Source organism: Micromonospora sp. C41 (assembly GCF_018070485.1).
Lineage (GTDB): Bacteria > Actinomycetota > Actinomycetes > Mycobacteriales > Micromonosporaceae > Micromonospora > Micromonospora chalcea.
Genome location: NZ_JAGPXP010000009.1, coordinates 133,934 through 155,913, shown reverse-complemented (window position 1 = coordinate 155,913; position 21,980 = coordinate 133,934). Strand labels below are relative to the sequence as shown.

Below are 21,980 nucleotides of genomic sequence, written 5' to 3'. Positions count from 1 at the left end.
AGCGAGCCCGGGGCGATCGAGCCCGGGGCAAGCGGGCCCGGGGCAAGCGCGCCCGGGGCGGGCGTGTCCGCCGGGAGCGGGCCGGCGGCCGGAAGGTCGAGAGCCGGCGGTCCGCCGGCGCGCGGAGGCGGCCAGACAGCGGTACCGGGCGGATCCAGGTCGACCGGCGGCACCGGATCGTCCGCGCCGGAAGGTGAGCGTTCGGCGTCCGGGGGCGTCACCGGCCGGGACACGCCGGGGTCGGTGTTCCCGGGCAGGCGGCGTGGACCGGTGGGCCGCGCCGGCGCGTCTGCCGATTCGTCCGGCGCGGGCAGCCAACCCCCGACCCGGATTCCGGTCCGCGCGATGTCGTCCTCAGCCACCGACCCTCCTCGGCCACCGGCGGCGAGCGACCCGGCCCCGTGGCTCGCCGTAGGGAGGATGACACAGAACGCGATCTTGCAGAAGGCATCCGCCCTCGCAATTCCCACGCACCCCACGCCGCCAACCCGCCCCACGGACCAGATCTTGGAAGATTCAGGTCCCCATAGGAGCCATTTCCTTCCAAGATCTCCCCCGGCCCGGCGCGCCCACCCTCGTCAACCTGTTGATCATGAGGTTGGCGGGGACATTTCGGGCGCGGAATGCCGTTAACTTCATGATCGACGGGAGCGGGCGGGGGGTGGGGAGCGGGGCGGGTGGGGAGCGGGCGGGATGGTGGGTGGCGTCAGTGGCGGGTGCGGCGGCGCAGGCCCCGGGTGGGGTGCCAGCTCTCGATCAGCAGGTGGTCGGGCGGGTCGCCGATCCGGGTGAGCACCACCTCGGTCAGCTCGATCCGGAAGCTGTGCGAGCCGTCCTCGGCGGGCTGCTCCTCGTGCGCCCGGCCGGCGATCTTCGCGTCCCCGTCCCAGGTGGACGGGTCGTCCGGCGGGGCGTCCTCGGTCGGGCTGTGCAGCGCCACCCGAGGATCGCGGCGCAGGTCGAGCGCCTTGACCGCGCCGGCCATGCTGCCCAGCCGCAGCTGCCCGTCGTCACCGAAGTCGAACTCGGTGCCGCTGATCCGCGGCGAGCCGTCCCGCCGCAGTGTCGCCATCGTGCCGTGCTTGCGGACCGCGAAGCGGGCGCGCACCCGCGCCGCGAACTCGGGTTCGGCCGCCACCAGATCGGACCACCATGTCATGCGCCCGATTCTGGCCGGGAAACCTGACAACCCGCGGCAGCTTTCAGCCGACCTGGAAACCGAGCGCCTGGGCCAGCATCACCGCCTGCTCGGCGTCGATCCGCGCGCCGGAACGCTGCACCGCCGTCGGGTCGAGCGCGGACAGGTCGCTGCCGCGCAGGTCGGCCCGGATCAGCTTGGCGGCGTGCAACTGGGCGCCGGAGAGGTCCACGCCGGTCAGCGTCGCGCCGGTGAGGTCGGCACCGGTCAGGTCGACCTCCCGCATCCGTACGTCGGTGATCCGTGCCCCGCGCAGGTCGGCGCCGGCGAGCGTGACGAAGGACCAGTCGCCCCGGTCGACCCGCAGCGGGCGCAGGTCGCAGCGGTCGAACGTGCTACCGACCAGCTTGCAGCCGGTGAACTCGGCCTCGAAGAGGTTGCACTTGCTGAACGAGCACCTGGTGAACGCCGAGTCGGTGTGCCGGGAGGCGTTGAACATCACGTTGCCGAACACGCAGTCGGTGAAGACCGCGCCCCGGCTGACCGCCTCGGTCAGGTCGACGTGGAAGAACTCGCACCGTACGAAGTGCCTGTCGCCCAGCTCCTCGGCGTACCAGTCCTGCTGGCGGTAGGTGACGTCCTCGACCGGCTCCGGCATGCCACCGACAGTAGTGACACTTCCCGGCCGCGATACCTGCGGGTAGGTTCGCGGTCGTGAGTGTCACCGTGAGCACCGACCCCGGACGTGTCGGCCTCGATCCCGCCCGGCTGGCGCGGATCGACGAGCACTTCGCCCGGTACGTCGACGACGGCCGGCTCGCCGGCTGGCAGATCGTCGTCACCCGCCGGGGCGAGATCGCCCACTCCTCGACGTACGGGCTGCGCGACCGGGAGGCCGGTACGCCGGTCGAGGCGGACACGCTCTGGCGCATCTACTCGATGACCAAGCCGATCACCTCGGTCGCCGCGATGATGCTCTGGGAGGAGGGCCGGCTCGAGCTGAACGACCCGGTCAGCCGCTGGCTGCCGGAGTTCGCCGACGTACGGGTCTACGACCGGGGTTCGGTGCTGAAGCCGTACACGGTGCCGGCGGTCGAGCCGATCCGGATCTGGCACCTGCTCACCCACACCGCCGGCCTGACGTACGGCTTCGCCCAGGTGTCGGTGGTCGACGGCCTGTACCGGGCGGCGGGCTTCGACCTGGGCGTGCCGCCGGGCGCGGACCTGGCGGCGGCCTCGGCCGGGCTGGCCCGGCTGCCGCTGCTGTTCCAGCCGGGCACGAGCTGGAACTACGGCGTCTCCACCGACGTCCTGGGCCGCCTGGTCGAGGTGATCTCCGGGCAGTCGCTCGACGCGTTCTTCGCCGAGCGGATCCTGGGCCCGCTGGGCATGACCGACACCCGCTGGTGGGTGGACGCGGCGGACGCGAAACGCCTGGCCGCGCTCTACGCCCCGCACCCGGCGACCGGTCAGGCGGTACGCGCCGACGGGGTGGGCCGGGCCGCGCTGGCGGAGCCGACGTGGCACTCCGGCGGCGGCGGGCTGCTCTCCACGGCGGCCGACTACCACCGGTTCACCCAGTTCCTGCTGCGTGGCGGCGAGCTGGACGGGGTGCGCCTGCTCGGGCCGCGCACGGTGCGCTTCATGACCCGCAACCACCTGCCCGGCAACCGGGACCTGGCCTCGTTCTCGCCGGAGGGCTTCGCCGAGACGATCCTCGACGGGATCGGCTTCGGGCTGGGCTTCGCGGTCGTGCTGGACCCGGTGCCGTCGCGGGTGCCGAGCAGCGTCGGCGAGTTCTACTGGGGCGGCCTGGCCAGCACCGCGTTCTGGGTGGACCCGGTGGAGGAGGTCACCGCGCTGCTGTTCACCCAGTTGATGCCGTCCAGCACGTACCCGCTGCGCAGCCAGTTGCGCCAGCTCGTCTACTCGGCGATCGTCGACTGAGCCGGTTCGGCGGAACTCCCGCCGTCCGCCGGCAGGCTGCCTAGCCTGTGAGGCATGAGCGACATCGTCGTGTTCGGCGCCGGCGGGACGGCGGGCTCGCGGATCGCCGCGGAGGCGGTCGAGCGGGGGCACCGGGTGACAGCGGCGGTGCGGCGTCCGGAGGCGGTCGGCTACCTACCCCCAGGCGTACGCACGGTGACCGGCGACGCCACGTCGGCGCGGAGCGTACGCGAACTGGCCGAGGACGCGGATGTGCTGGTGGTGGCCATCGGCGGCGGCGAGCGGGCCCTGTGGCGCGACGCCGCGCGGACGCTGGTCGACACGCTGCGTGAGTTGCCGGACCCACCTCGGGTGATCCACGTCGGCGGTGGCTCGACGCTGCTCACGCCGAAGGGGACCCGGTATCTGGACGAGCCGGACTTCCCGGAGGAGTACCGGGACTCGGCGCACGGTCAGGCCGACGCGCTGGAGTTCTACAGGTCCAGCGCCGACGGGGTGACCTGGACGTACGTCTCCCCGCCGCCGCTGGAGTTCCACCCGGGCGAGCGGACCGGGCACTACCGCACCGGCACCGACCACCCGGTGACCGACGCGCAGGGCCGTTCGGTGCTCACCTACGAGGACCTGGCGGTGGCGATCGTCGACGAGATCGAGGATCCGCGCTTCGGCAACGCCCGGTTCACGGTCGCGTACTGATTCAGTCGGCCAGCCGGGCCGGGAAGCCGCCGGTGGCGATCGGGCCCCAGGACTCGATCGTGACCCGGATCAGCGACTTGCCCTGCGCGACCATGGCCGACCGGTACTCGTCCCAGTCCGGGTGCTCGCCGGAGATGCTGCGGAAGTACTCGACCAGCGGTTCCAGCGCCTCGGGCAGGTCGAGCACCTCGGCCACGCCGTCGACCTGCACCCACGGGCCGTTCCAGTCGTCGGAGAGCACGCACGCGGAGACGCGCGGGTCGCGGCGGATGTTGGCGACCTTGGCACGCTCGGGATAGGTGGAGATCACCAGCCGGCCCTCGGCATCCACCCCGCAGGCCACCGGGGAGGACTGCGGGCGCCCGTCGGAGCGGGTGGTCATGAGCACGACGTGGTGGCGGGGGCGGAGGAACTCGATCAGGGCGTCCCGGTCGACCCGGGTGTTCTTCGCGATGCTGCGTGCCATGCCTCGGTTCTACCAGGCATGTCCGTCGTTCTCAGCGCGGGCGGCCGGCGGACCGCTGCGCGGTGACCTGCTCCGGCACGCGCGGGCGGGCCGAGGGCCGCCAGGCGCGGCCGTTGGCGTAGATCACCCGGAAACCGAGGTACGCGGCGAGCGGCGCCCAGTGCGCCGAGCGCATCCGCAGCTCGGCGGCGTTGTGCCGCTGCCCGTTGGCGAGCACGTCGAGCAGCACCGTCTCGAAGGCGGCCGACTCGACCCAGTCCACCTCGCGGGTGAAGCCGCAGATCAGCGCCGCGCCGGTGACGTCGAGGAACTCGCGCAGCGTGGCGTCGGAGGCACGCAGCACCGAGCAGCTGCCGAAGTAGAGGCGGCGGCCCTCGCAGCGGCCGGCCATCCGCTCGGCCACGTCCGACAGCTCGACCGAGTCCCAGTCGGTGAGGCAGAGCCGGCTCGGCTCGCCGTGCATGGCGAAGAAGCCCACCCGGTGGTCGGCGTACTGCTTGAGCAGCCAGCGGTCGACGAAGTAGAACAGCTCGTCGCGGGTGGCCGCGTCCTTGTGGATGTAGCGGATGCGGCCGAGCCGCTCCAGCAGGTCGAGCGTGGGCAGGACGGACCCGCGTTCGTTGAGGTCGCGGTGCCACTGCCCCTCGACGCAGAACACGCCGCCACGCGCCAACGCCCACCTCCCCGCCCGTCGAGGTCGCCGCCCGGTCCGGGAGCAGACGTTACCGGTCACGTCCGACGGGCGACACCCGGCAGCGCGTACGCAAACAGGCAGTATTCACAGCCAATACCCAGCAACCGGGCGATGTGAGAACAATTTCCGCTAATCACCACGAAGAATCCTCGTACCTGTCACGGTGATAGGGACGGGACGTACCGGTCGATGTGCCCGTCGGATCCCAGTTCCGCTCTGACATCGGGAGGACTCTGTGCGCGTCAACACCCTGAAGCGGGCGGCGGTCGCGTTCGCGCTGGCCCTGCCCGGGGCCGCCGTGGCGACAGTCGTGGCCGCGCCACCGGCGCACGCCGACGGCTGCTACACCTGGAACCGGACGCTGTCCCAGGGAAGCTCCGGCGACGACGTCCGGCAGCTCCAGATCCGGGTGGCCGGCTGGGCGGCGTACGGCGGCATCGTCCGGGTCGACGGCGTGTACGGCCCGGAGACGGCCGCTGCGGTCAAGCGCTTCCAGACCGCGTACGGGCTGCGCGCCGACGGCGTGGCCGGGCCGCAGACGTTCGCCAGGATCTACGACCTGCAGAAGGACAGCGACTGCACGCCGAAGCACTTCAGCTACGCCGAGCTGGACAACGGCTGCGGCAAGGGCGGGTGGGCCGGTGGCCCGCTCTCCGCGTCGGCCACCCGGGAGAACGCGCTGCGCACCATGTGGAAGCTGGAGGCGCTGCGGCGCAGCCTCGGCGACAAGCCGCTCTACGTGACCAGCGGGTTCCGCAGCATCGCCTGCAACCGGCAGGTCGGCGGCGCCGCGGACAGCCAGCACCTCTACGGCAACGCGGCCGACCTGATCGCCAAGCACCGCAGCCTCTGCGACATCGCCCGCTCGGCCCGCAGCCGGGGCTTCAGCGGCATCTACGGCCCCGGCTACCCGGACCACGACGACCACACGCACGTCGACTCGCGGCGGGAGAACAACCGGGACAAGTCGTCGAACACGAAGGGCTGGTCCGCACCGGACTGCGGAGTCAAGTGATGCGGTGACGGCGGCCCGGACCGGGGGTGGGGGCTCCCCGTCCGGGCCGCCGTCGGCATGCTCCGGCGCGACCGACGCCACTCCGCGACGGGGCGTCGGCGCGACCGGAACCGGGCGCCGGGCGTCAGCTCGCCCGGGGCCAGCGGGGCCGGGCGGTGGGAGCCGACCGCCCGGCGACCGGCCGCAGACCGGGCCGCACCGGCGGCGCGGCGGCCCGCGGAACCGCACCGCGCGCCGCCTGCGCCGCGGCGGGGCGGGCGGCCTGACCCGGCACCGCCCGGGCCGGCTGTCCGGGCACAGGGCGGCCGGCCTGACCGGGTACGCCGGGCCGCGCCACCTGACCGGGTACGCCCGGTCGCGCCGTCTGACCGCGGGCGGCCTGCCCGGGGGCGGGACGGGCGCCGGACGGTCCGGTCAGCACGAACGGGAAGGGCACGTGCACGAACGGGTTGCCGTGCCGGATCAGCGCGTCGATCTGGCGGTCGTTGAGACCGTGTGTCTCCAGCACGCGCCGGCCCCAGCGATGCAACCGGCAGGGGAACGACGAACCGTCGTTGCGGCACTTCGGCCCCGCGGGCCACTCCTCGGCGGCGTGCACCACCACCGCCCGGACCGCGAGGCGGACGTCCTCAGGGGTCAACGGCGCCGGTACCGGCACCTCGCCCAGGATCTGGTCGATGGGATCCGTCGACTGCTCACCAACTCGCACGGCAGGCCTCCCGCAGTTCGGCAGCGGTGCGGCGGAACGGCCGCACCACATCCTCGACCACTGGTACGGCCGGATGACGGCAGCAGTTCAATCCCGCCACGCGGCGAGCAGTTCGGCCGGCCCGAGCGCGGTGACTCCGTCGACCGCACGGCCACTGCGCACCACCGCGACGACCGGTGTGTGGTCGTCGGCGCCCGGTAGCTGAGCGCGGTGGTGAAGCAGCCGGGCCAGGTCGTGACCGTCGAACGCGCCGTTCTCCAGCCACTTGACCGAGCCCACGAACGTGATCCGCTTGGCCACCGGGCTCCGATCGCCGCCGACCAGGTCGATCTCGGGATCGTTGGTACGCGTCCAGTACCCGCCCACCTCCGCCGTCCCGGACGGCAGGCTCCCCGGCGGCAGCCGCCGCAGGGACTCCCGGATCACCGGCTCGACCGCACGCCCTCGCCATGAGGTCCAGGACGAATGGATGCGGGCGAGCGTCAGATCCCCTCTGCCGCGCTCGATCTCGGCGAGGTAGGGGTCGAGGAAGGCGAGCCAGAAGCGGAGATACGGATCGGCGACCACGTAGCGGGTCTCGCGCGACGGACGGGTGGACAGCGGGAGGGCGGCCTCCACGACCCGCTTGTCGGTCAGCAGTCGGAGCGCGCGGTGCAGCGACGCCTGCGGGATTCCGCCGGCCGCCCGCGCGATGGAGGAGGAGGTGCGCTCCCCGGAGCCGATGGCGCGCAGCACCACGCCCGGCTGGGACTGCGGCGGAAACTCGGCAGCGAGGGCCCGTTCCCCGCTGACGAGCAGCGCGGAAGTGGGGTCCGGGACGGCCTGGGCGAGGTAGTCGCGCACGGTCTCGCCGGGGGTCCAGTCGTCGAGGACGAGCGGCAGGCCACCGGTGACGAGGTACGCGTCGATGGCATCCGCCGGCGGCAACTGGAGCATCTCGGCCACGTCGCCGGGGCTCAGGGGCGGCACGACCATCTCGGTCGCGCGCTGGTGGAACGGGCGGCCGTAGTCGTTGAGCGCCTCCATCATCGCCAGGTCCGAGCCGACGCAGATCAGCAGGACCGGCCGACGGGACAGCTCCCGGTCGAAGACCTTCTGGAGGGTGCCCTCGAAGCCGGGATCGGTGGCGATGAGGTAGGGCATCTCGTCGAGCACGACGACGCTGGGCTGATCCGTGGGCAGCGCGGCGGCGAGGAGGGTGAGAGCCGCGTCCCAGGTGGCCGGCGCCTGTCCGGCGAACAGACCCGCTCCAGGGAGCGTCGAGCCGGCCGCCGCTTCGACGAAGAGCCGCAGGTCGGCGGCGGGGGTGGGTTGCGCCGAGGCGGTGAAGAAGAGGTGGGGTACGCCCGCGCGCTCGACGAACTCCTCAACGAGGCGGGACTTACCCACCCGTCGGCGTCCACGCATGAGCAGCGCCCGTCCCGGGCGCCCCGCCCGGCCGCCGCGTTCGACGCGCGCCAACATGCCGTCGAGCCGGGCCAGCTCCCTCGTCCTGCCGACGAAACCGGCCACGTCATCACCTCATACTCTCAGGACGGATACTCTCATCTCTGACAGTATCCCGAATGAGAGTGTCTGTGCCTCAGACCAGGCCGGCGTCCTGGACCAGCAGGGCCACCTGCACACGGTTGTTCAGGTCGAGCTTCGTCAGCAGCCGCGACACGTACGCCTTCACCGTCGCCACGCTCATGAACAACTCGGCGGAGATCTCCGCGTTGGTCCGCCCCCGGCCGAGCAGCACCGCGACCTCCCGTTCCCGTTCGGAGAGCCCGTCGAGCAGCCGTACCGCCCGTTCCCGCTTCGGGTCCGGGCCGGGCGTCGGCGCGGCGCCGGTGACGTGCGCGATGAGTTTGCGGGTCACCGCCGGGGACAGCGTCGCCTCCCCCGCCGCGACCCGGCGTACCGCCGCCACGATCTCGGCCGGCGGGGTGTCCTTGAGCAGGAAGCCGCTCGCCCCGGCCCGCAGCGCCCGCAGCACCTGCTCGTCCGCATCGAACGTGGTGAGCACCAGCACCTCGGGCGGTTCCGCTGTGGCACGCAGCGCCTCGGTGGCGGCCAGGCCGTCGACCCGGGGCATGCGGATGTCCATCAGCACCACGTCCGGGGCGTGGGCGGCGACGGCCTGGGGCACCTCGGCGCCGTCGGTGGCCTCGCCGACCACCGCGAGGTCGGGTACGCCGCCGAGGATCATCGACAGCGCGCCGCGGACCAGCGGGTCGTCGTCGACGATCAGTACCCGCACCGGGGCGCTCACTGCGCCGCCCAGGGCAGCCAGGCGGTCAGCCGGAACGTGCCGTCGGCGTCCCGCCCGTGCTCCAGGCGGCCACCGGCGAGCGTGACCCGCTCGGCGATGCCGACCAGGCCGGTGCCGGTGCCCGGGATCGCGGTGGCCGGGCTGCCCACCGGCCACGGGTTGCTGATCTCCACCACCAGCCCGTCACCCGGGCCACCGGCCAGCCGGACCGTCACCACCGCGCCGGGCGCGTGCTTGCGGGCGTTTGTCAGCCCCTCCTGCACGATCCGGTACGCGCTGCGCCCGATCGCCGCGGGCACCGCCTCCGGCTCGGCCACCTCCTCGATCACGGCGACCCGTACCCCGGCGTCGCGGCTCTCGGCGACCAGCGCGGGCACGTCGGCCAGCGTGGGCTGCGGCCGTTCGGGCGTGGCCTCGGAGCCGACCTCGGCCCGCAGCACGCCGATCACCTCGCGCAGGTCCTGGAGCGCGGCGTGCGCGCTGGCCCGGATCACCCCGGCCGCCCGCGCCACCTCCTCCGGCGGCGCGTCCGGCCGGAACTCCAGCGCGCCCGCGTGCAGGCTGAGCAGGGAGATCCGGTGGGCGAGCACGTCGTGCATCTCCCGGGCGATCCGGCCGCGTTCGAGCTGCCGGGCCTGGTCGAGCCGGAGCTGCTGCTCGGCCTCGGCCCGCTCGGCGCGGTCGCGCAGGGACAGCACCAGCTGGCGGCGGGCCCGGACGAACAGCGCCCACGCCACCACCACGCCGATGAACAGCGCGGTCCAGATCACCGAACCCCAGAACGGCATCGTCGGGTCGGGCCGGACGGCGAGGTAGACCGGCAGGCTGAGCACGTTCCAGGCCGCCAGGGCCAGGCCCACCGGCAGTGGCCGGTGCACCAGCACGGTGAACGTGATGACGAGCAACGCGACGCCGGAGGTGACCGAGAAGAACACCAGCGGCGCGGTGGCCAGTGCCAGCCCGACCGGCCAGCGCCGGCGCAGCCAGAGCGCCCCGCTGATCCACAGGCCGATCAGCAGGTCGACCTCCTCCAGCCAGGCCGGACCGGCGTTGAGCCCGAACTCCGGGCTCGCGCTGGTGACGTCGCCGTGGGCGATGAGCACCCAGAGCAGCGAGGCCACGAACAGCGCGCCGTCGACGAACCAGTCCCGCGGGGTCCGCCGGGCGGTCCGGGCGGGCACCAGGGAGCCCGGCAGGAGCCAGGGATGATCGGGTACGACGGCGCTGCTCACCCACCCATGCTAGGAAGCCGTCCGGACCGGCTACCAGCTACCAAAGTCGACGACTGCGGTGAACCGAGGTCGACGGCGACGCCGACCGCCGGCCGCAGCGCGTGGCCGGGTGGCCCCGGCAGGCTCGACGGCATGATCGAAGTCGACCAGCTCACCAAGCGGTACGGCCCGCACACCGCCGTCGCGGACGTCACGTTCCGGTGCGAACCGGGCACAGTGACCGGTTTCCTCGGGCCGAACGGTGCCGGGAAGTCCACCACGATGCGGATGATCTGCGGGATGACGCCGCCCAGCTCCGGCGGCGCCACGGTCGCCGGCCGCCCCTACCGCGACCTGCCCAATCCGGGGCGGGAGATCGGCGTGCTGCTCGACGCCTCGGCGCAGCACGCCGGGCGCACCGGACGGGAGGCGCTCACGCTCGCCGCCCGCACCATGGGCGTGGACCGGGCGCGGGTGGCGGCGGCACTGGACCGGGTCGGGCTGAACGAGACCGCCGCCCGGCGCCGCGTCGGCGCGTACTCCCTGGGCATGCGGCAGCGGCTCGGCCTGGCGCTGGCGCTGCTGGGTGACCCCCGGGTGCTGATCCTGGACGAGCCGGCCAACGGCCTCGACCCGGAGGGGATCTTCTGGATGCGCGGCCTGCTGCGCGACTTCGCCGACCGGGGCGGCACGGTGCTGCTCTCCTCGCACCTGCTGCGCGAGGTGGAGGCGGTGGCCGACCGGCTGGTGGTGATCGGCGGGGGCCGGGTGGTCGCCCAGGGCGGCAAGGACGAGCTGCTGGCCGGCGCCGGCACGCTGGTGCGCGCCCGCGACGCGCACGCCCTGCGCCTGACGCTGGAGCGGGCCGCGCTGCCCGCCACGGCCGGCACCGACGGCGGCTACGTGGTCCGGGCCGAGCCGGGTCAGGTCGGCCAGGCCGCGGCGGACGCCGGACTGGTCCTCACCGAGCTGCGCCCGGCCGGCAGCGGCGGCCTCGAACAGCTCTTCCTCACCCTCACCGCCGGCGCGTCGACCAAGGAGGCCGTCCGATGACCACCGCCACCCGTACCCCAGCGCCGCCGCGTCCCGAGGCCGCCGTCGCCGGACCGACGCTGGCCCGGCTGACCGCCGTGGAGCTGCGCAAGCTCGCCGACACCCGGGCCGGACGGTGGCTGCTGATCACGATCGGGCTGATCGCGGCCGTGATCGTGGTGGTGCAGCTCTTCGTCGTCGAGGCGCCGGACCAGACGTTCACCGCCTTCTTCACCCCGTCGCTGCTGCCGGTCGGCCTGCTGCTGCCGGTGCTCGGCATCCTCTCCATCACCGGCGAGTGGTCGCAGCGCACCGCGCTCACCACGTTCGCGCTGGTGCCCCGCCGGGAACGGGTGATCGTCGCCAAGCTCGCCGCCGTGGTGCTGGCCGCGCTCGCGTCGGTGCTGGTCAGCCTCGCGGTCGCCGCGGTCGGCACGCTCGCCGCCGGCGCCACCGGCGGGGCGGGCGCCTGGACGTTCGACTGGCAACTGCTGCCGCACGCGGCCGTGTTCCAGGTGGTGAACGTGCTGATGGGCGCCGCCTTCGGGCTGCTGCTGCTGAACACGCCGCTGGCGATCGTCACCTATCTGCTGCTGCCCACGGTGTGGAGCCTGCTCGCCGCGATGATCTCCGCGCTGCGGGAGCCGGCCCGCTGGCTCGACACCTCGTACACGATGGAGCCGCTGCTCGGCGCCGAGATGACCGGCGGGCAGTGGGGCCGGCTCGGCGTCTCGCTCGCCGTCTGGGTGCTCCTGCCGCTGGTCGCCGGTCTGGTCCGCACGCTGCGCCGGGAGGTGTCGTGACCGTGGCGGCCCGGCACACCGGCGAGGACGTCGTGGTCGACGGCGGACGCGGCGAGCTGGTGCTGTTCTGGGCGGGGTTCCCGCTGCTCGGGGCGGGACTGGGCGCCGGGCTGACCACGCTGTCCGGCTGGATCGCCGGGCTGCCCTGGTTCCCGTTCCAGGGCCTGTTCGAGCTGCTCGACAGGTGGCCGGACGAGCGGGCGTACCCGATCGGGGCCGGGCTGGGTCTGCTCGGCGGCCTGGCCCTGGCGGTGGTGGCGGTACGCGACCGGCTGACCGTCACGGTCGGGCACCGCACGGTACGGCTGCACCGCGACGGGCACGGCCGGGACGTGGCCCGCGCCGACGTCGCCGGGGTGTTCGTCGACGGTGAGGCGCTGGTGCTGCTGGACACCGCCGGTGGCGAGCTGGCCCGGGAGAAGTCCGACCTGGACACCGAGCGGCTGCGGGAGGCGTTCACCCGGCAGGGCTGGCCGTGGACCGGGCAGGACCCGCACCGGGACGCGTACCGCAGGTGGGTCGAAGGGCTGCCCGACCTGCCGCCGGGCGCGGACGCCCTGCTGCGCGCCCGGCAGCGGGCGCTCGACGGCGGCCACGACGCCGAGACCCGGGAGCTGCACGGGGAGCTGGCCCGGCTCGGCGTCGTGGTCCGCGACGAGGGCAAACGGCAGTACTGGCGGCTGGTCCCCGGACCGCCGCCGCGCTGACGGCCTCCGCTCCGGCGCCTGATCCGCGCGGTGCCCGCCGCGACGCCGGTGGACGTGACAAGTCACATCGCTGGCGCGTTTCCGGCATCAGAACGAACTGTTCGGGCATGTTCTCCGTACACAGGTGTGGTACGTGACGTCTACCTCGGAGGCATGGTGTCCGCAGTTCGAACTGATCCATTCGCGGGGGCGATACTCCAGGTCGGCGTACTGGCGGCCCTGGCCGGCACGGTCGGCCTGAGCGCGTACGGCTGGCTGGCCGGTCTGCTCTTCGGGGTGGTCATGGTCGCGGCGCTCGGATACGGGCTGCGCCGCTCGGGCGCGGACCGGCTCGGCCCGGCCGACTGGGTGACGCTCACCCGGGCCACGCTCGCCGGCGGGGTGGCCGCGTTGACAGTCGAGGCGTTCCGCGGCCCGATCGCGGTGCCGGTGCTGGTCGCGCTGGCTGCCGTGGCCCTCTCCCTGGACTGGGTCGACGGGCAGGTGGCCCGGCGCACCGGCACGACCAGCGCGCTCGGCGCCCGGTTCGACATGGAGGTCGACTCCTTCCTCGTCCTGGTCCTCTGCGGGTACGTCGCCGACCAGGTGGGCGCCTGGGTGCTGGTGATCGGCGCGATGCGGTACGTCTTCGTCGCCGCCGGCTGGGTGCTGCCGTGGATGCGCGGCTCGCTGCCGCCGCGCTACTGGCGCAAGGTGGTCGCCGCCACGCAGGGCATCGCGCTGACGGTGGTGGCGGCCGGTGTGCTGCCCCGGCCGCTGGCCCTCGCGGTGGTGCTCGGCGCGCTCGCGCTGCTGGTCGAGTCGTTCGGACGCGACGTCGGCTGGCTGTGGCGGCACCGCGTACGGCCGGCGCTCCCGGCGGCGCCGGTCTCCCCCGCGCCGGCGGGCCACGGGTCCGAGTGGACGCCGGGCACGCGGATCGTGCGCCAGCCCGTCGAGGTCGGCGGGCGGCGCCGGTGACCGACCTGTCCCGGCCGGCCGACGGCGACGACGTCCCGGCCGGCGCCACGTCCACGGAAGACAGCACGCCGGACAGCGCCGGCGCCTCGGCCGAGAGCGGCGACCGCACCCCGAACGACAGGGAGACGAGCGACCCGGGCAACGACGCGGTCGGCGCGTGGAGCGCCCGGCGGCTGCTCGGCGCGGCGGTCACCGCGCTGGCCGGCGCGCTCGTGCTGGTGGCCCTGGTCGCGCCGAGCGAGGTCAAACTGCTGTCCCTCGGGGCGTTGCTCCGCATCCCGGTGGAAGGGCTGCTCGCCGTCGCCCTGCTGCTGGTCCTGCCGGCCCGCCCGCGCCGCGTGGTGGCCACGCTGCTCGGCGCGCTGCTCGGCCTGATCCTGGTGCTCAAGGTCACCGATCTCGGGTTCTCGATGGTGCTCGACCGGCGCTTCGACCTGATCGCCGACTGGACGTTCCTCGGCGCGGGCGCGGAGTTCCTGTCCGAGTCGTACGGCGGGGCCGCCGAGGTGGGCGCGATCGCCCTGGCCGTGGTCGCGGCGCTCGCCGTACCGGTGCTGGTGACGCTCTCGGCGCGGCGGCTGGCCCGCGCCGCGGCGGCCCACCGCCGGGTGACCACGCGCGCCGTCACCGCGCTCGCCGCCGCCTGGGTGGTCTGCGCCGTGCTCGGCGCGCAGATCGTGCCCGGCCTCCCGGTCGCCGCGGACACCGTCGCCGCCGACGTCTTCGACCGCGCCCGGCAGGTGCGGGCGGGCCTGAACGACAAGGAGACGCTGAACACGCAGCTCGCCGGCGACCCGTTCCGGGACGTGCCGGGTGAGCGGATGCTCACCGCGCTGCGCGGCAAGGACGTGCTGTTCACGTTCGTGGAGAGCTACGGCCGGGTCGCGCTGGAGGACCCGGAACTGGCCCCGGAGGTGGACGCCGTCCTCGACGAGGGGACCCGGCAGTTGCGCGCGGCCGGTTACGGCAGCCGCAGCGCGTTCCTCACCTCGTCCACCACCGGCGGTGGAAGCTGGCTCGCGCACGCCACGCTGATGAGCGGCATCCGCACCGACAACCAGTTGCGCTACACCAACCTGGTACGCAGCGACCACCTGACCCTCAACGGCGCGTTCAAGCGCGCCGGCTGGCGGACCGCGCTCGTCATGCCGGCGCTGAACCGGGCGTGGCCGGAGGCGGCATTCTTCGAACCCGACACGCTGTACGGGGCAAAGGAACTCGGCTACAAGGGGCCGCTGTTCAGCTTTTCCTCGCCACCGGACCAGTACACGCTGGCGGAGTTCCAACGCCGCGAGCGCGGCCCCGGGCGCACGCCCGTGATGGCCGAGATCCCGCTGCTCTCCAGTCACCTGCCGTGGACGCCGGTCCCGCCCCTCGTCGGCTGGGACGACATCGGCGACGGCTCGGTCTACAAGGGAACGGCGCGCGCCGACCGCTCGGCGGAGGGCACCCGGGAGGCGTACCGGCAGGCCGTCGTGTACTCGCTGCGCACGCTCATCTCCTACGTGCAGCGGTACGGTGACGAGAACCTGGTGCTGGTGTTCCTCGGCGACCACCAGCCCGCCCGCACGATCACCGGCGACGACGCCGGCAAGGACGTGCCGATCACCGTCGTCGCGAAGGACCCGGCAGTGCTCGACCGCATCGCCGGATGGGGCTGGCAGGACGGGCTCAACCCGGACCCGCAGGCCCCGGTCTGGCCGATGGAGTCGTTCCGGGACCGCTTCCTGCGGGCGTTCGGACCGCAGTCCACCACTCACAGTTAGGGATGTCGTGACGATGCTCGCGCGGGCCTGGGGGATCACCCGTTCCCTGGCCGTCTACCACGGTCAGCCGGCCAAGCACCGGCGTGCCCGGCAGCTCTACGGGCAGTTCCTCTCCCCCGGCGACCTCGCCTTCGACATCGGCGCCCACGTCGGCGGCCGGGTGCGCACCTGGCGGCGGCTGGGCGCGCGGGTGGTCGCGGTGGAGCCGCAGCCCGACTGCCTGCGGGTGCTGCGCCTGGGCTTCGGGCGGGACGCCGACGTGGTGATCGAGCCGACGGCGGTCGGTGCGCGGTCCGGGAGCGCGCGGCTGGAGCTGTCGTCGGCGACGCCGACGGTGTCCACCATGTCGTCGTCCTGGATCGAGTCGGTCACCGCCGATCCGAGCTTCGCCGGGGTCCGCTGGGACCGGTCGGTCGAGGTGCCTGTGGTGACGCTCGACGACCTGGTGGCGCGGCACGGCGTACCGGCGTTCTGCAAGGTCGACGTCGAGGGCTTCGAGGTCGACGTGCTGTCCGGGCTCAGCCACCCGGTGCGCGGGCTGTCCTTCGAGTACCTGCCACCGGCGCACGACGCCGCGCTCGCGTCGCTGGACCTCGTGGAACAGCTGGGCGCGTACCGCTACAACTACTCGCCGGTGGAGACCATGCGGTTCGCGAGCGAGAGCTGGCTGGACGCGGCCGGGCTGGTGCGGCTGCTGGAGACGTACCGCCCGGCCGGTCGCTCCGGCGACGTCTACGCCCGGCTGTCGGACTCCTGACGTAGGGTCGGCCCCGAGCACGAGCCGAGGAGGGCCGATGGCCAGGTACGCCGCTCTGCTGCGGGCCGTCAACGTCGGGGTCAACAAGCTGGCCATGGCCGACCTGCGCCGCGTGGTCACCGACCTCGGTCACACCGACGTCAAGACCTACCTGCAGAGCGGCAACGTGGTCTTCACCAGCCCGCCGGCCCGGCCGGAGACGCTGGCCGAGGGCATCGCGAACCGGCTCGGCGACGAACTGGGCCTGCGGGTGCCGGTGCTGGTCCGCGACGGGGACGAGCTGGCCGCGGTGGCCGCCGCCAGCCCGTACGCGGGCCGGCAGAACGACCACACGCGGGTGCTCGTGGTGTTCCTGTCGGCCGCGCCCGCCGCCGCGCGGGTGCGCGAGCTGGCCGTGCCGCCGGGCGAGACGATGGAGTACGAGGTGATCGGCCGGGAGGCGCACCTGCACTTCCCGGCCGGCGGCTACGGGCGGACGAAGTTCACCGCCGCGTACCTGGAGAAGAAGCTGGGTGTGGTGGCGACGGCCCGCAACTGGCGGTCGGTGCTGGCCCTGCGCGACCTCACCGCCGCCTGAGCCTCTCCTCAAACCGGCCCGCGGCACCTAGCATTGCTGCTCATGAATATGAAGCGCGTCACCCGCTCGCGATCCGGGCGGATGTTCGCGGCGGTCGTGCTCGCCGTCGCGGTCGCGATCCCGCTCGGCGTGACCGGCGCCGCCTCGGCCGCGACCACACTGACCGTGGCACAGGCCCTCGCCGCGCAGGACGGCCGGACCGCCACCGTGACCGGCTACGTCATCGGCCAGCCCACCGCCACCAACACGGTGCTCACCTCCGGCTTCACCGCGGACACCGCGATCGCCATCGCCGACCAGTCCGGCGAGACCGGTACCTCCCGGATGCTGTACGTGCAGGTCACGGCCGCCTGGCGGAGCACCTTCGGGCTGCTCGGCAACCCGTCGCTGCGCGGGCGGCAGGTGACCGCGACCGGCACGCTGACCGCGTACTTCAGTCACGGCGGGCTGAAGAACCCGAGCGCGATGAGCCTCGGCGGCGGGGCCACGCCGAGCCCTTCCCCGACCCCGACCCCGGCGCCGACCGGCACGCCCGACGCCTACTACGCGGCCGCGGCCGGCAAGACCGGGCCGGCGCTGCGCACCGCGCTGCACGGCATCATCCGGGTGCAGACGAAGCTCAGCTACGACCAGGTGTGGGACGCGCTCAAGGACACCGACCAGGACCCGGCCAACCCGGCGAACGTGATCCTGCTCTACAGCGGACGCTCGCAGAGCAAGACCAGCAACGGCGGCGGTGCGAACGACTGGAACCGGGAGCACGTCTGGGCCAAGTCGCACGGCGACTTCGGCACCGCCACCGGCCCCGGCACCGACGTGCACCACCTGCGGCCGGAGGACGTGTCGGTCAACTCGCTGCGCGGCAACAAGGACTTCGACGCCGGCGGCGGCGCGGTCGCCGAGGCGCCCGGCTGCTACACCGACGCCGACTCGTTCGAGCCGCGCGACGCGGTGAAGGGCGACGTGGCCCGGATGATCCTGTACATGGCGATCCGGTACGAGGGCGGCGACGGCTGGCCGGACCTGGAACCGAACGACTCGGTGTCGAACGGCTCCGCGCCCCGGCTCGGGCGGCTGTCGAAGCTGCTGGCCTGGAACGACCAGGACCCGCCGGACGCCTTCGAGCAGCGACGCAACCAGCGGATCTACGAACGCTGGCAGGGCAACCGCAACCCGTTCGTCGACCACCCGGAGTGGGCCCGGTCGATCTGGGGTTGACGCTCGTCCCCGATGTGAGGAAGCGTGGCGAGCGGGTAGAGACATCCGGTTGGCACGGCCGGGGCGGGCGGCACGGACGCGCCCCGGCACCGCACGATCGGAGATGAGACTCTTCATGGCCCCCAACAGCGTTCCGGACATCGCGCTCAACGACGGAAACTCCATCCCACAGCTCGGCTTCGGCGTGTTCCAGATCGAACCGAAGGACACCGCCCGGGCGGTCGGCACCGCGCTGGAGATCGGCTACCGGCACATCGACACCGCCCAGATGTACGGCAACGAGGCCGAGGTGGGTCAGGCGCTGCGCGCCTCCGGGCTGGACCGCGGCGAGGTCTTCGTGACCAGCAAGCTGAACAACGGCTTCCACCGCCCGGACGACGCCCGCAAGGCGTTCGAGCAGACGCTGCGGGAACTCAAGTTCGACTACCTCGACCTGTTCCTGATCCACTGGCCGCTGCCCACCCGCTACGACGGCGACTTCGTCTCCACCTGGAAGGTGCTGGAGGAGCTGCGTGACGCGGGCACGGTCCGGTCGATCGGCGTGTCCAACTTCCAGGTCGCGCACCTGGAGCGGCTGGCCGCCGAGGCGGACGTGGTGCCGGCGGTCAACCAGATCGAGGCGCACCCCTACCTCGGCAACGAGGAGGTGCGGGCGTACGACAAGGCGCACGGCATCCTCACCGAGGCGTGGTCGCCGATCGCGCAGGGCGCGGTGCTCGACGACCCGACGGTCGTCGACGTGGCCGAGCAGGTCGGCCGGAGCCCGGCCCAGGTGGTGCTGCGCTGGCACGTGCAGCGCGGCGACATCGTCTTCCCGAAGTCGACCACCCCGAAGCGGATCGAGGAGAACTTCGCGATCTTCGACTTCACGCTCGACGACACCGCGATGGAGCGGCTCACCTCGCTGGACCGGGGCGAGGACGGCCGGACGGGCCCGAACCCGGACGAGTTCGACTACATCCCGAGCTGAACCGCCGCACACCGAAGGGCCCCGGGGAACCGGGGCCCTTCGACGTTTGACTTCGCGCGCACTCGAAGGGGCAGGGTGACCGGCAAAGCTCCGACGGGGAGGAAATCCATGCGCTACCGCACCATCGGCACCGACCCTGCGACGCGCCGCAAGGTCAGCGTGCTCAGCCTCGGCGCGATGCTCTTCGGCACCGCCACCGACGAGGCCACCTCGTTCGCCATCCTCGACCGCTACGTGGAGGCCGGCGGCACGTTCATCGACACCTCGGACAACTATGCCTTCTGGCAGAACGGGGGCCAGGGTGGCGAGAGCGAGGAACTGCTCGGCCGCTGGCGGCGCAGCCGCGGGGTCGGCGACGAGGTGGTCATCGCCACGAAGCTCGGTGCCCGGCCACTCGCCCCGGGCACCAGCTACGTGGACAACCCCGAAGGGCTGTCGGCGAAGGTGATCCGCGAGTCCGCCGAACGCAGCCGGGAGCGGCTCGGGCTCGACCGCATCGACCTGCTCTACGCCCACATCGAGGACCACACGGTTGCGCTGCGGGAGACCGTGGAGGGCTTTGCCGAGCTGGTCGCGGAGGGCACCGTCGGGCTGCTGGGCGCCAGCAACCACCGCGCCTGGCGGGTGGAGCGGGCGCGGGCGCTCGCCGCCGCGGCCGGGTTGCCCGGGTACGAGGTGCTGCAGTACCACCGCAGCTACCTGCCCCGGCGGCTCGACGTGCCGAGCGAGCTGGACCGGGACGGCGACGTCGGCTGGGTCGGCCCGGACCTGCTCAGCTACCTGCGGGCCGAGCCGCAACTCACGCTGGTCGCGTACTCGCCGCTGCTCAAGGGCGCGTACGTCCGGCCGGAACGGCTCGGCGAGGAGTACGCGGTGCCCGCCACCCCGGCCCGCCTGGAGGCGTTGCGGGCGGTGGCCGCCGAGACCGGGGCCACCGTCAACCAGGTGGTGCTGGCCTGGCTGATGGGCGGCGACATCCCGTCGATCCCGCTCGTCGGCTTCTCCTCGGTGGCGCAGCTGGAGGAGAGCCTGGGCGCTGTCGACCTGGAGCTGACCGCCGAGCAGCGGACCCGGCTGGACTCGGCGCGCTGACCGGCGCCGGGCCGGGTGGCTCACACGCCACCCGGCCCGTGCCGATCGACCGCTCGTGCCGTTCGACCGGATCGTGTCGCTCAGCCGGCCGGGTACCGGTCGACAGCGACGTCCAGCCGCAGGGTGCCGGTGCCCGGCAGGGTCACCTCGGTGGCGTCGGCCGGGCGGGCCGCGCCGTCGAACCAGCCGGCGTAGCTGACGAACGGCGGCGTCCACAGCCAGGCCACGATGACCGGCTGGGGGCCGAGCACGCGCAGCGCGTACTCGCCGTCGCGATCCAGCGTCCAGCCGATGACCTCACGGGTACGCGCGTTGCGCACCGTCAGCTCGGCGGTCACCGGGCGGCCCTCCGGGTCGACGAGCCGGCCGGTGACCAGGACGCCTCGCCGTACGGCAAGGTCGTAGACGGTGGTGGCGCCGGCCCGGACCGTGACCGGCACGGCCTTGCCCCGCAGGGCGAACCCACCGGACCACTGGGTGGCGTTGTCGGCGGTGGTGAACAGCAGCGGCCAGGCGTACGGGCCGAGCCAGTCGATGCGGTAGCGGCCCTGCGCGTCCAGCTCCACTCCCCAATCCGGGAAGTCGCCTGTCTCGGGCGCGAGCGTCACGGTGCCGGAGGTCGCCGGCCTGCCGGTGGCCGCGCTGGTCACGGTGCCGGTGACGACACCGGCGCGGTCGAGCCGGATCGGGGGCACGGTGACCGTCTGCCCGGCGCGGAGCGTGACCATCCGGGCCTGCTTCACGTCACCGGTGCCGCCGGTCGCGCCGACCCACTGCGCGCCGTACGCCGATCCGCCGGCGGGGCGGGCGAACAGGTTCCAGGAGCCGGCCGCGACCAGGCCGACGCGGACGTTCCCGGAGGCGTCGGAGCAGTACCGTCCCGGGTTGGCGGGCAGCTCGCCGGTACCGGCGGGCGCCGGCGTCACGCAGGCCCCGGCGACTGGTGCGCCGGTCACCGCGTCGACCACCCGGGAGACCACGTTCGCGGCCGGGGTCAGGACGACCACGGCGGTGCCGCTGCCGTCGGCCAGGACGTTCACCGTGGCGTAGCGGGGCAGGTGGGTGTCGTCCCGGGTGTAGACCCACACCTCCTGCGGGCCGGGGATCAGCGGCGGGACGGTCACCCGGGTGTCGCCGCACGGATTGCGCCGGGGGTCGAGGAACACGCATACCCCGTCGACCGCGGCGCCGGTGACCGCGTCGCGCGCCCGCAGGGTCGACCCGCTGGGCGTGACCAGGCGCTCGGAGACCTCCGTCGTGTCCCCCGCGGACACCCGGACCGTTCCGGCCTGCGCCCAGCTGGTGCGGCCCGGCACCCACTGCCGGAGCACCTCGTCGTCCTGGCCGTCGCTGTACACCGGGGTGATGGCGATCTTGTAGTCGCCGGCCGGCACCTCCACGCTGAGCTGCCCGGACTCATCCAGTGGCAGCAGGTCCTTGTCGTAGCTGCTGTCGGCTGCGGTCACGGCGACGTTGCCGCCGGCCGGGCTGCCGTCGGTCCCGGTGACGGTCAGGTGGAGCACGCCTGCCGGATCCGCCGCCGCACCGGCGGCGGTGGGTGCGGCGGTGACGGCCAGGGCCGCCACGGCGAGTGCGCCGAGCACTCTTCGGACGATGGACACGGTGGACCCCTCTCGGTTTCAATGCGCTCAAGAGGCGTCCGCGTCTCCACAACCAGGGCACGCCCCCCGTGCGTCGGATGCCGGCGCAGCATATGGCAGAAGATCGATCGCGCACTGTCCGCGACCGGTCATCCGGCGGACTGCTGCGGGAACGGTCATAACCCCGCCTTTCTCCCGTACCGGGCCGCCGTCGGCCGGGAACCGCCACCGCCAGATCGGATCTGGCGGACCGTCTGGCGCCGAAGAGGTGAGGCCGGCACAACACCACAGCTCCCCGGCCTCGTTGAAACAGGCGATCGGTCCGGCGGCACGCCGTACGCCTGTCGAGACACCGACGAGAGAGGTA

The 21,980-nt window shown here is 73.4% G+C and carries 22 protein-coding genes; 13 read left to right on the top strand and 9 right to left on the bottom strand.

Going from position 1 to position 21,980, the window contains the following annotated elements:
- Window positions 1-706 precede the first annotated feature (706 nt).
- Both KBX43_RS12920 and KBX43_RS12915 read right to left on the bottom strand, forming a co-directional pair.
- Window positions 707-1,159, bottom strand: coding sequence for a pyridoxamine 5'-phosphate oxidase family protein (locus KBX43_RS12920; protein ID WP_210884565.1), 453 nt, complete (start codon window positions 1,157-1,159; stop codon window positions 707-709).
- Window positions 1,160-1,202: 43 nt separating this feature from the next.
- Window positions 1,203-1,796, bottom strand: a complete 594-nt coding sequence (locus KBX43_RS12915) for a pentapeptide repeat-containing protein (RefSeq protein ID WP_210884561.1) — start codon at window positions 1,794-1,796, stop codon at window positions 1,203-1,205.
- A gap of 56 nt (window positions 1,797-1,852) precedes the next feature.
- On the opposite strand from KBX43_RS12915, the gene KBX43_RS12910 reads away from it, so the two are divergent.
- Both KBX43_RS12910 and KBX43_RS12905 read left to right on the top strand, forming a co-directional pair.
- Window positions 1,853-3,085, top strand: a complete 1,233-nt coding sequence (locus tag KBX43_RS12910; RefSeq protein ID WP_113971910.1) for a serine hydrolase — start codon at window positions 1,853-1,855, stop codon at window positions 3,083-3,085.
- Between the two features lie 54 nt (window positions 3,086-3,139).
- Window positions 3,140-3,781 carry an NAD(P)-dependent oxidoreductase gene (locus tag KBX43_RS12905; RefSeq protein ID WP_043326240.1) on the top strand — a complete coding sequence of 214 codons (642 nt, stop codon included), beginning with the start codon at window positions 3,140-3,142 and terminating at the stop codon, window positions 3,779-3,781.
- 1 nt (window position 3,782) lies between these two features.
- On the opposite strand, the gene KBX43_RS12900 is transcribed toward KBX43_RS12905, so the two are convergent.
- A complete protein-coding gene (locus KBX43_RS12900; RefSeq protein WP_030272926.1) occupies window positions 3,783-4,247 on the bottom strand; it encodes a PPOX class F420-dependent oxidoreductase in 465 nt (154 codons plus the stop codon).
- A gap of 31 nt (window positions 4,248-4,278) precedes the next feature.
- A complete protein-coding gene (locus KBX43_RS12895; protein WP_043326246.1) occupies window positions 4,279-4,920 on the bottom strand; it encodes a DUF6642 family protein in 642 nt (213 codons plus the stop codon).
- 256 nt (window positions 4,921-5,176) lie between these two features.
- Here KBX43_RS12895 and KBX43_RS12890 point away from each other — a divergent pair, with 256 nt between their 5' ends.
- The gene (locus KBX43_RS12890) at window positions 5,177-5,956 is read left to right on the top strand and encodes a D-Ala-D-Ala carboxypeptidase family metallohydrolase (protein WP_043326248.1); all 780 of its coding nucleotides are present in this window, start codon (window positions 5,177-5,179) and stop codon (window positions 5,954-5,956) included.
- 124 nt (window positions 5,957-6,080) lie between these two features.
- On the opposite strand, the gene KBX43_RS12885 is transcribed toward KBX43_RS12890, so the two are convergent.
- From KBX43_RS12885 to KBX43_RS12870, 4 genes are all read right to left on the bottom strand, one after another.
- Complete coding sequence (locus KBX43_RS12885; RefSeq protein WP_064446910.1) at window positions 6,081-6,665, bottom strand: hypothetical protein; 585 nt, start codon at window positions 6,663-6,665, stop codon at window positions 6,081-6,083.
- A gap of 87 nt (window positions 6,666-6,752) precedes the next feature.
- Entirely contained in the window at window positions 6,753-8,177 is a 1,425-nt protein-coding gene (locus KBX43_RS12880; protein ID WP_307851516.1) for a DUF234 domain-containing protein, read from the bottom strand.
- 70 nt (window positions 8,178-8,247) lie between these two features.
- Entirely contained in the window at window positions 8,248-8,940 is a 693-nt protein-coding gene (locus KBX43_RS12875; RefSeq protein ID WP_282101010.1) for a response regulator transcription factor, read from the bottom strand.
- Entirely contained in the window at window positions 8,916-10,151 is a 1,236-nt protein-coding gene (locus KBX43_RS12870; protein ID WP_210884557.1) for a sensor histidine kinase, read from the bottom strand. Before KBX43_RS12870 ends, KBX43_RS12875 begins: the two co-directional genes overlap by 25 nt.
- 132 nt (window positions 10,152-10,283) lie before the next feature.
- Between KBX43_RS12870 and KBX43_RS12865 the strand changes: the two genes are divergently transcribed.
- From KBX43_RS12865 to KBX43_RS12820, 10 genes are all read left to right on the top strand, one after another.
- Entirely contained in the window at window positions 10,284-11,183 is a 900-nt protein-coding gene (locus KBX43_RS12865; RefSeq protein ID WP_069087539.1) for an ABC transporter ATP-binding protein, read from the top strand.
- Window positions 11,180-11,965 (top strand): hypothetical protein, encoded by a 786-nt coding sequence (locus KBX43_RS12860; RefSeq protein ID WP_069087540.1) that lies wholly within the window; start codon window positions 11,180-11,182, stop codon window positions 11,963-11,965. The genes KBX43_RS12865 and KBX43_RS12860 overlap by 4 nt, the downstream gene beginning before the upstream one ends.
- Window positions 11,962-12,672 carry a hypothetical protein gene (locus tag KBX43_RS12855; RefSeq protein ID WP_307851515.1) on the top strand — a complete coding sequence of 237 codons (711 nt, stop codon included), beginning with the start codon at window positions 11,962-11,964 and terminating at the stop codon, window positions 12,670-12,672. Before KBX43_RS12860 ends, KBX43_RS12855 begins: the two co-directional genes overlap by 4 nt.
- Before the next feature lie 153 nt (window positions 12,673-12,825).
- Window positions 12,826-13,632 (top strand): CDP-alcohol phosphatidyltransferase family protein, encoded by an 807-nt coding sequence (locus KBX43_RS12850; protein ID WP_205795783.1) that lies wholly within the window; start codon window positions 12,826-12,828, stop codon window positions 13,630-13,632.
- Complete coding sequence (locus KBX43_RS12845; RefSeq protein WP_082931007.1) at window positions 13,629-15,398, top strand: sulfatase; 1,770 nt, start codon at window positions 13,629-13,631, stop codon at window positions 15,396-15,398. Before KBX43_RS12850 ends, KBX43_RS12845 begins: the two co-directional genes overlap by 4 nt.
- 13 nt (window positions 15,399-15,411) lie before the next feature.
- On the top strand, window positions 15,412-16,155 hold the full coding sequence (locus tag KBX43_RS12840; protein ID WP_113972349.1) for an FkbM family methyltransferase: 744 nt from the start codon (window positions 15,412-15,414) through the stop codon (window positions 16,153-16,155).
- A gap of 37 nt (window positions 16,156-16,192) precedes the next feature.
- Window positions 16,193-16,732 carry a DUF1697 domain-containing protein gene (locus KBX43_RS12835; RefSeq protein WP_210884554.1) on the top strand — a complete coding sequence of 180 codons (540 nt, stop codon included), beginning with the start codon at window positions 16,193-16,195 and terminating at the stop codon, window positions 16,730-16,732.
- 42 nt (window positions 16,733-16,774) lie between these two features.
- Window positions 16,775-17,950, top strand: a complete 1,176-nt coding sequence (locus KBX43_RS12830; RefSeq protein WP_210884552.1) for an endonuclease — start codon at window positions 16,775-16,777, stop codon at window positions 17,948-17,950.
- Between the two features lie 115 nt (window positions 17,951-18,065).
- Window positions 18,066-18,920: an aldo/keto reductase gene (locus KBX43_RS12825; protein ID WP_209964006.1), complete on the top strand. Its 855-nt coding sequence runs from the start codon at window positions 18,066-18,068 to the stop codon at window positions 18,918-18,920.
- Between the two features lie 108 nt (window positions 18,921-19,028).
- Window positions 19,029-20,012, top strand: coding sequence for an aldo/keto reductase (locus KBX43_RS12820; RefSeq protein ID WP_166455619.1), 984 nt, complete (start codon window positions 19,029-19,031; stop codon window positions 20,010-20,012).
- 80 nt (window positions 20,013-20,092) lie between these two features.
- On the opposite strand, the gene KBX43_RS12815 is transcribed toward KBX43_RS12820, so the two are convergent.
- Window positions 20,093-21,634, bottom strand: a complete 1,542-nt coding sequence (locus tag KBX43_RS12815) for a collagen binding domain-containing protein (RefSeq protein ID WP_210884549.1) — start codon at window positions 21,632-21,634, stop codon at window positions 20,093-20,095.
- Between the last annotated feature and the right edge of the window lie 346 nt (window positions 21,635-21,980).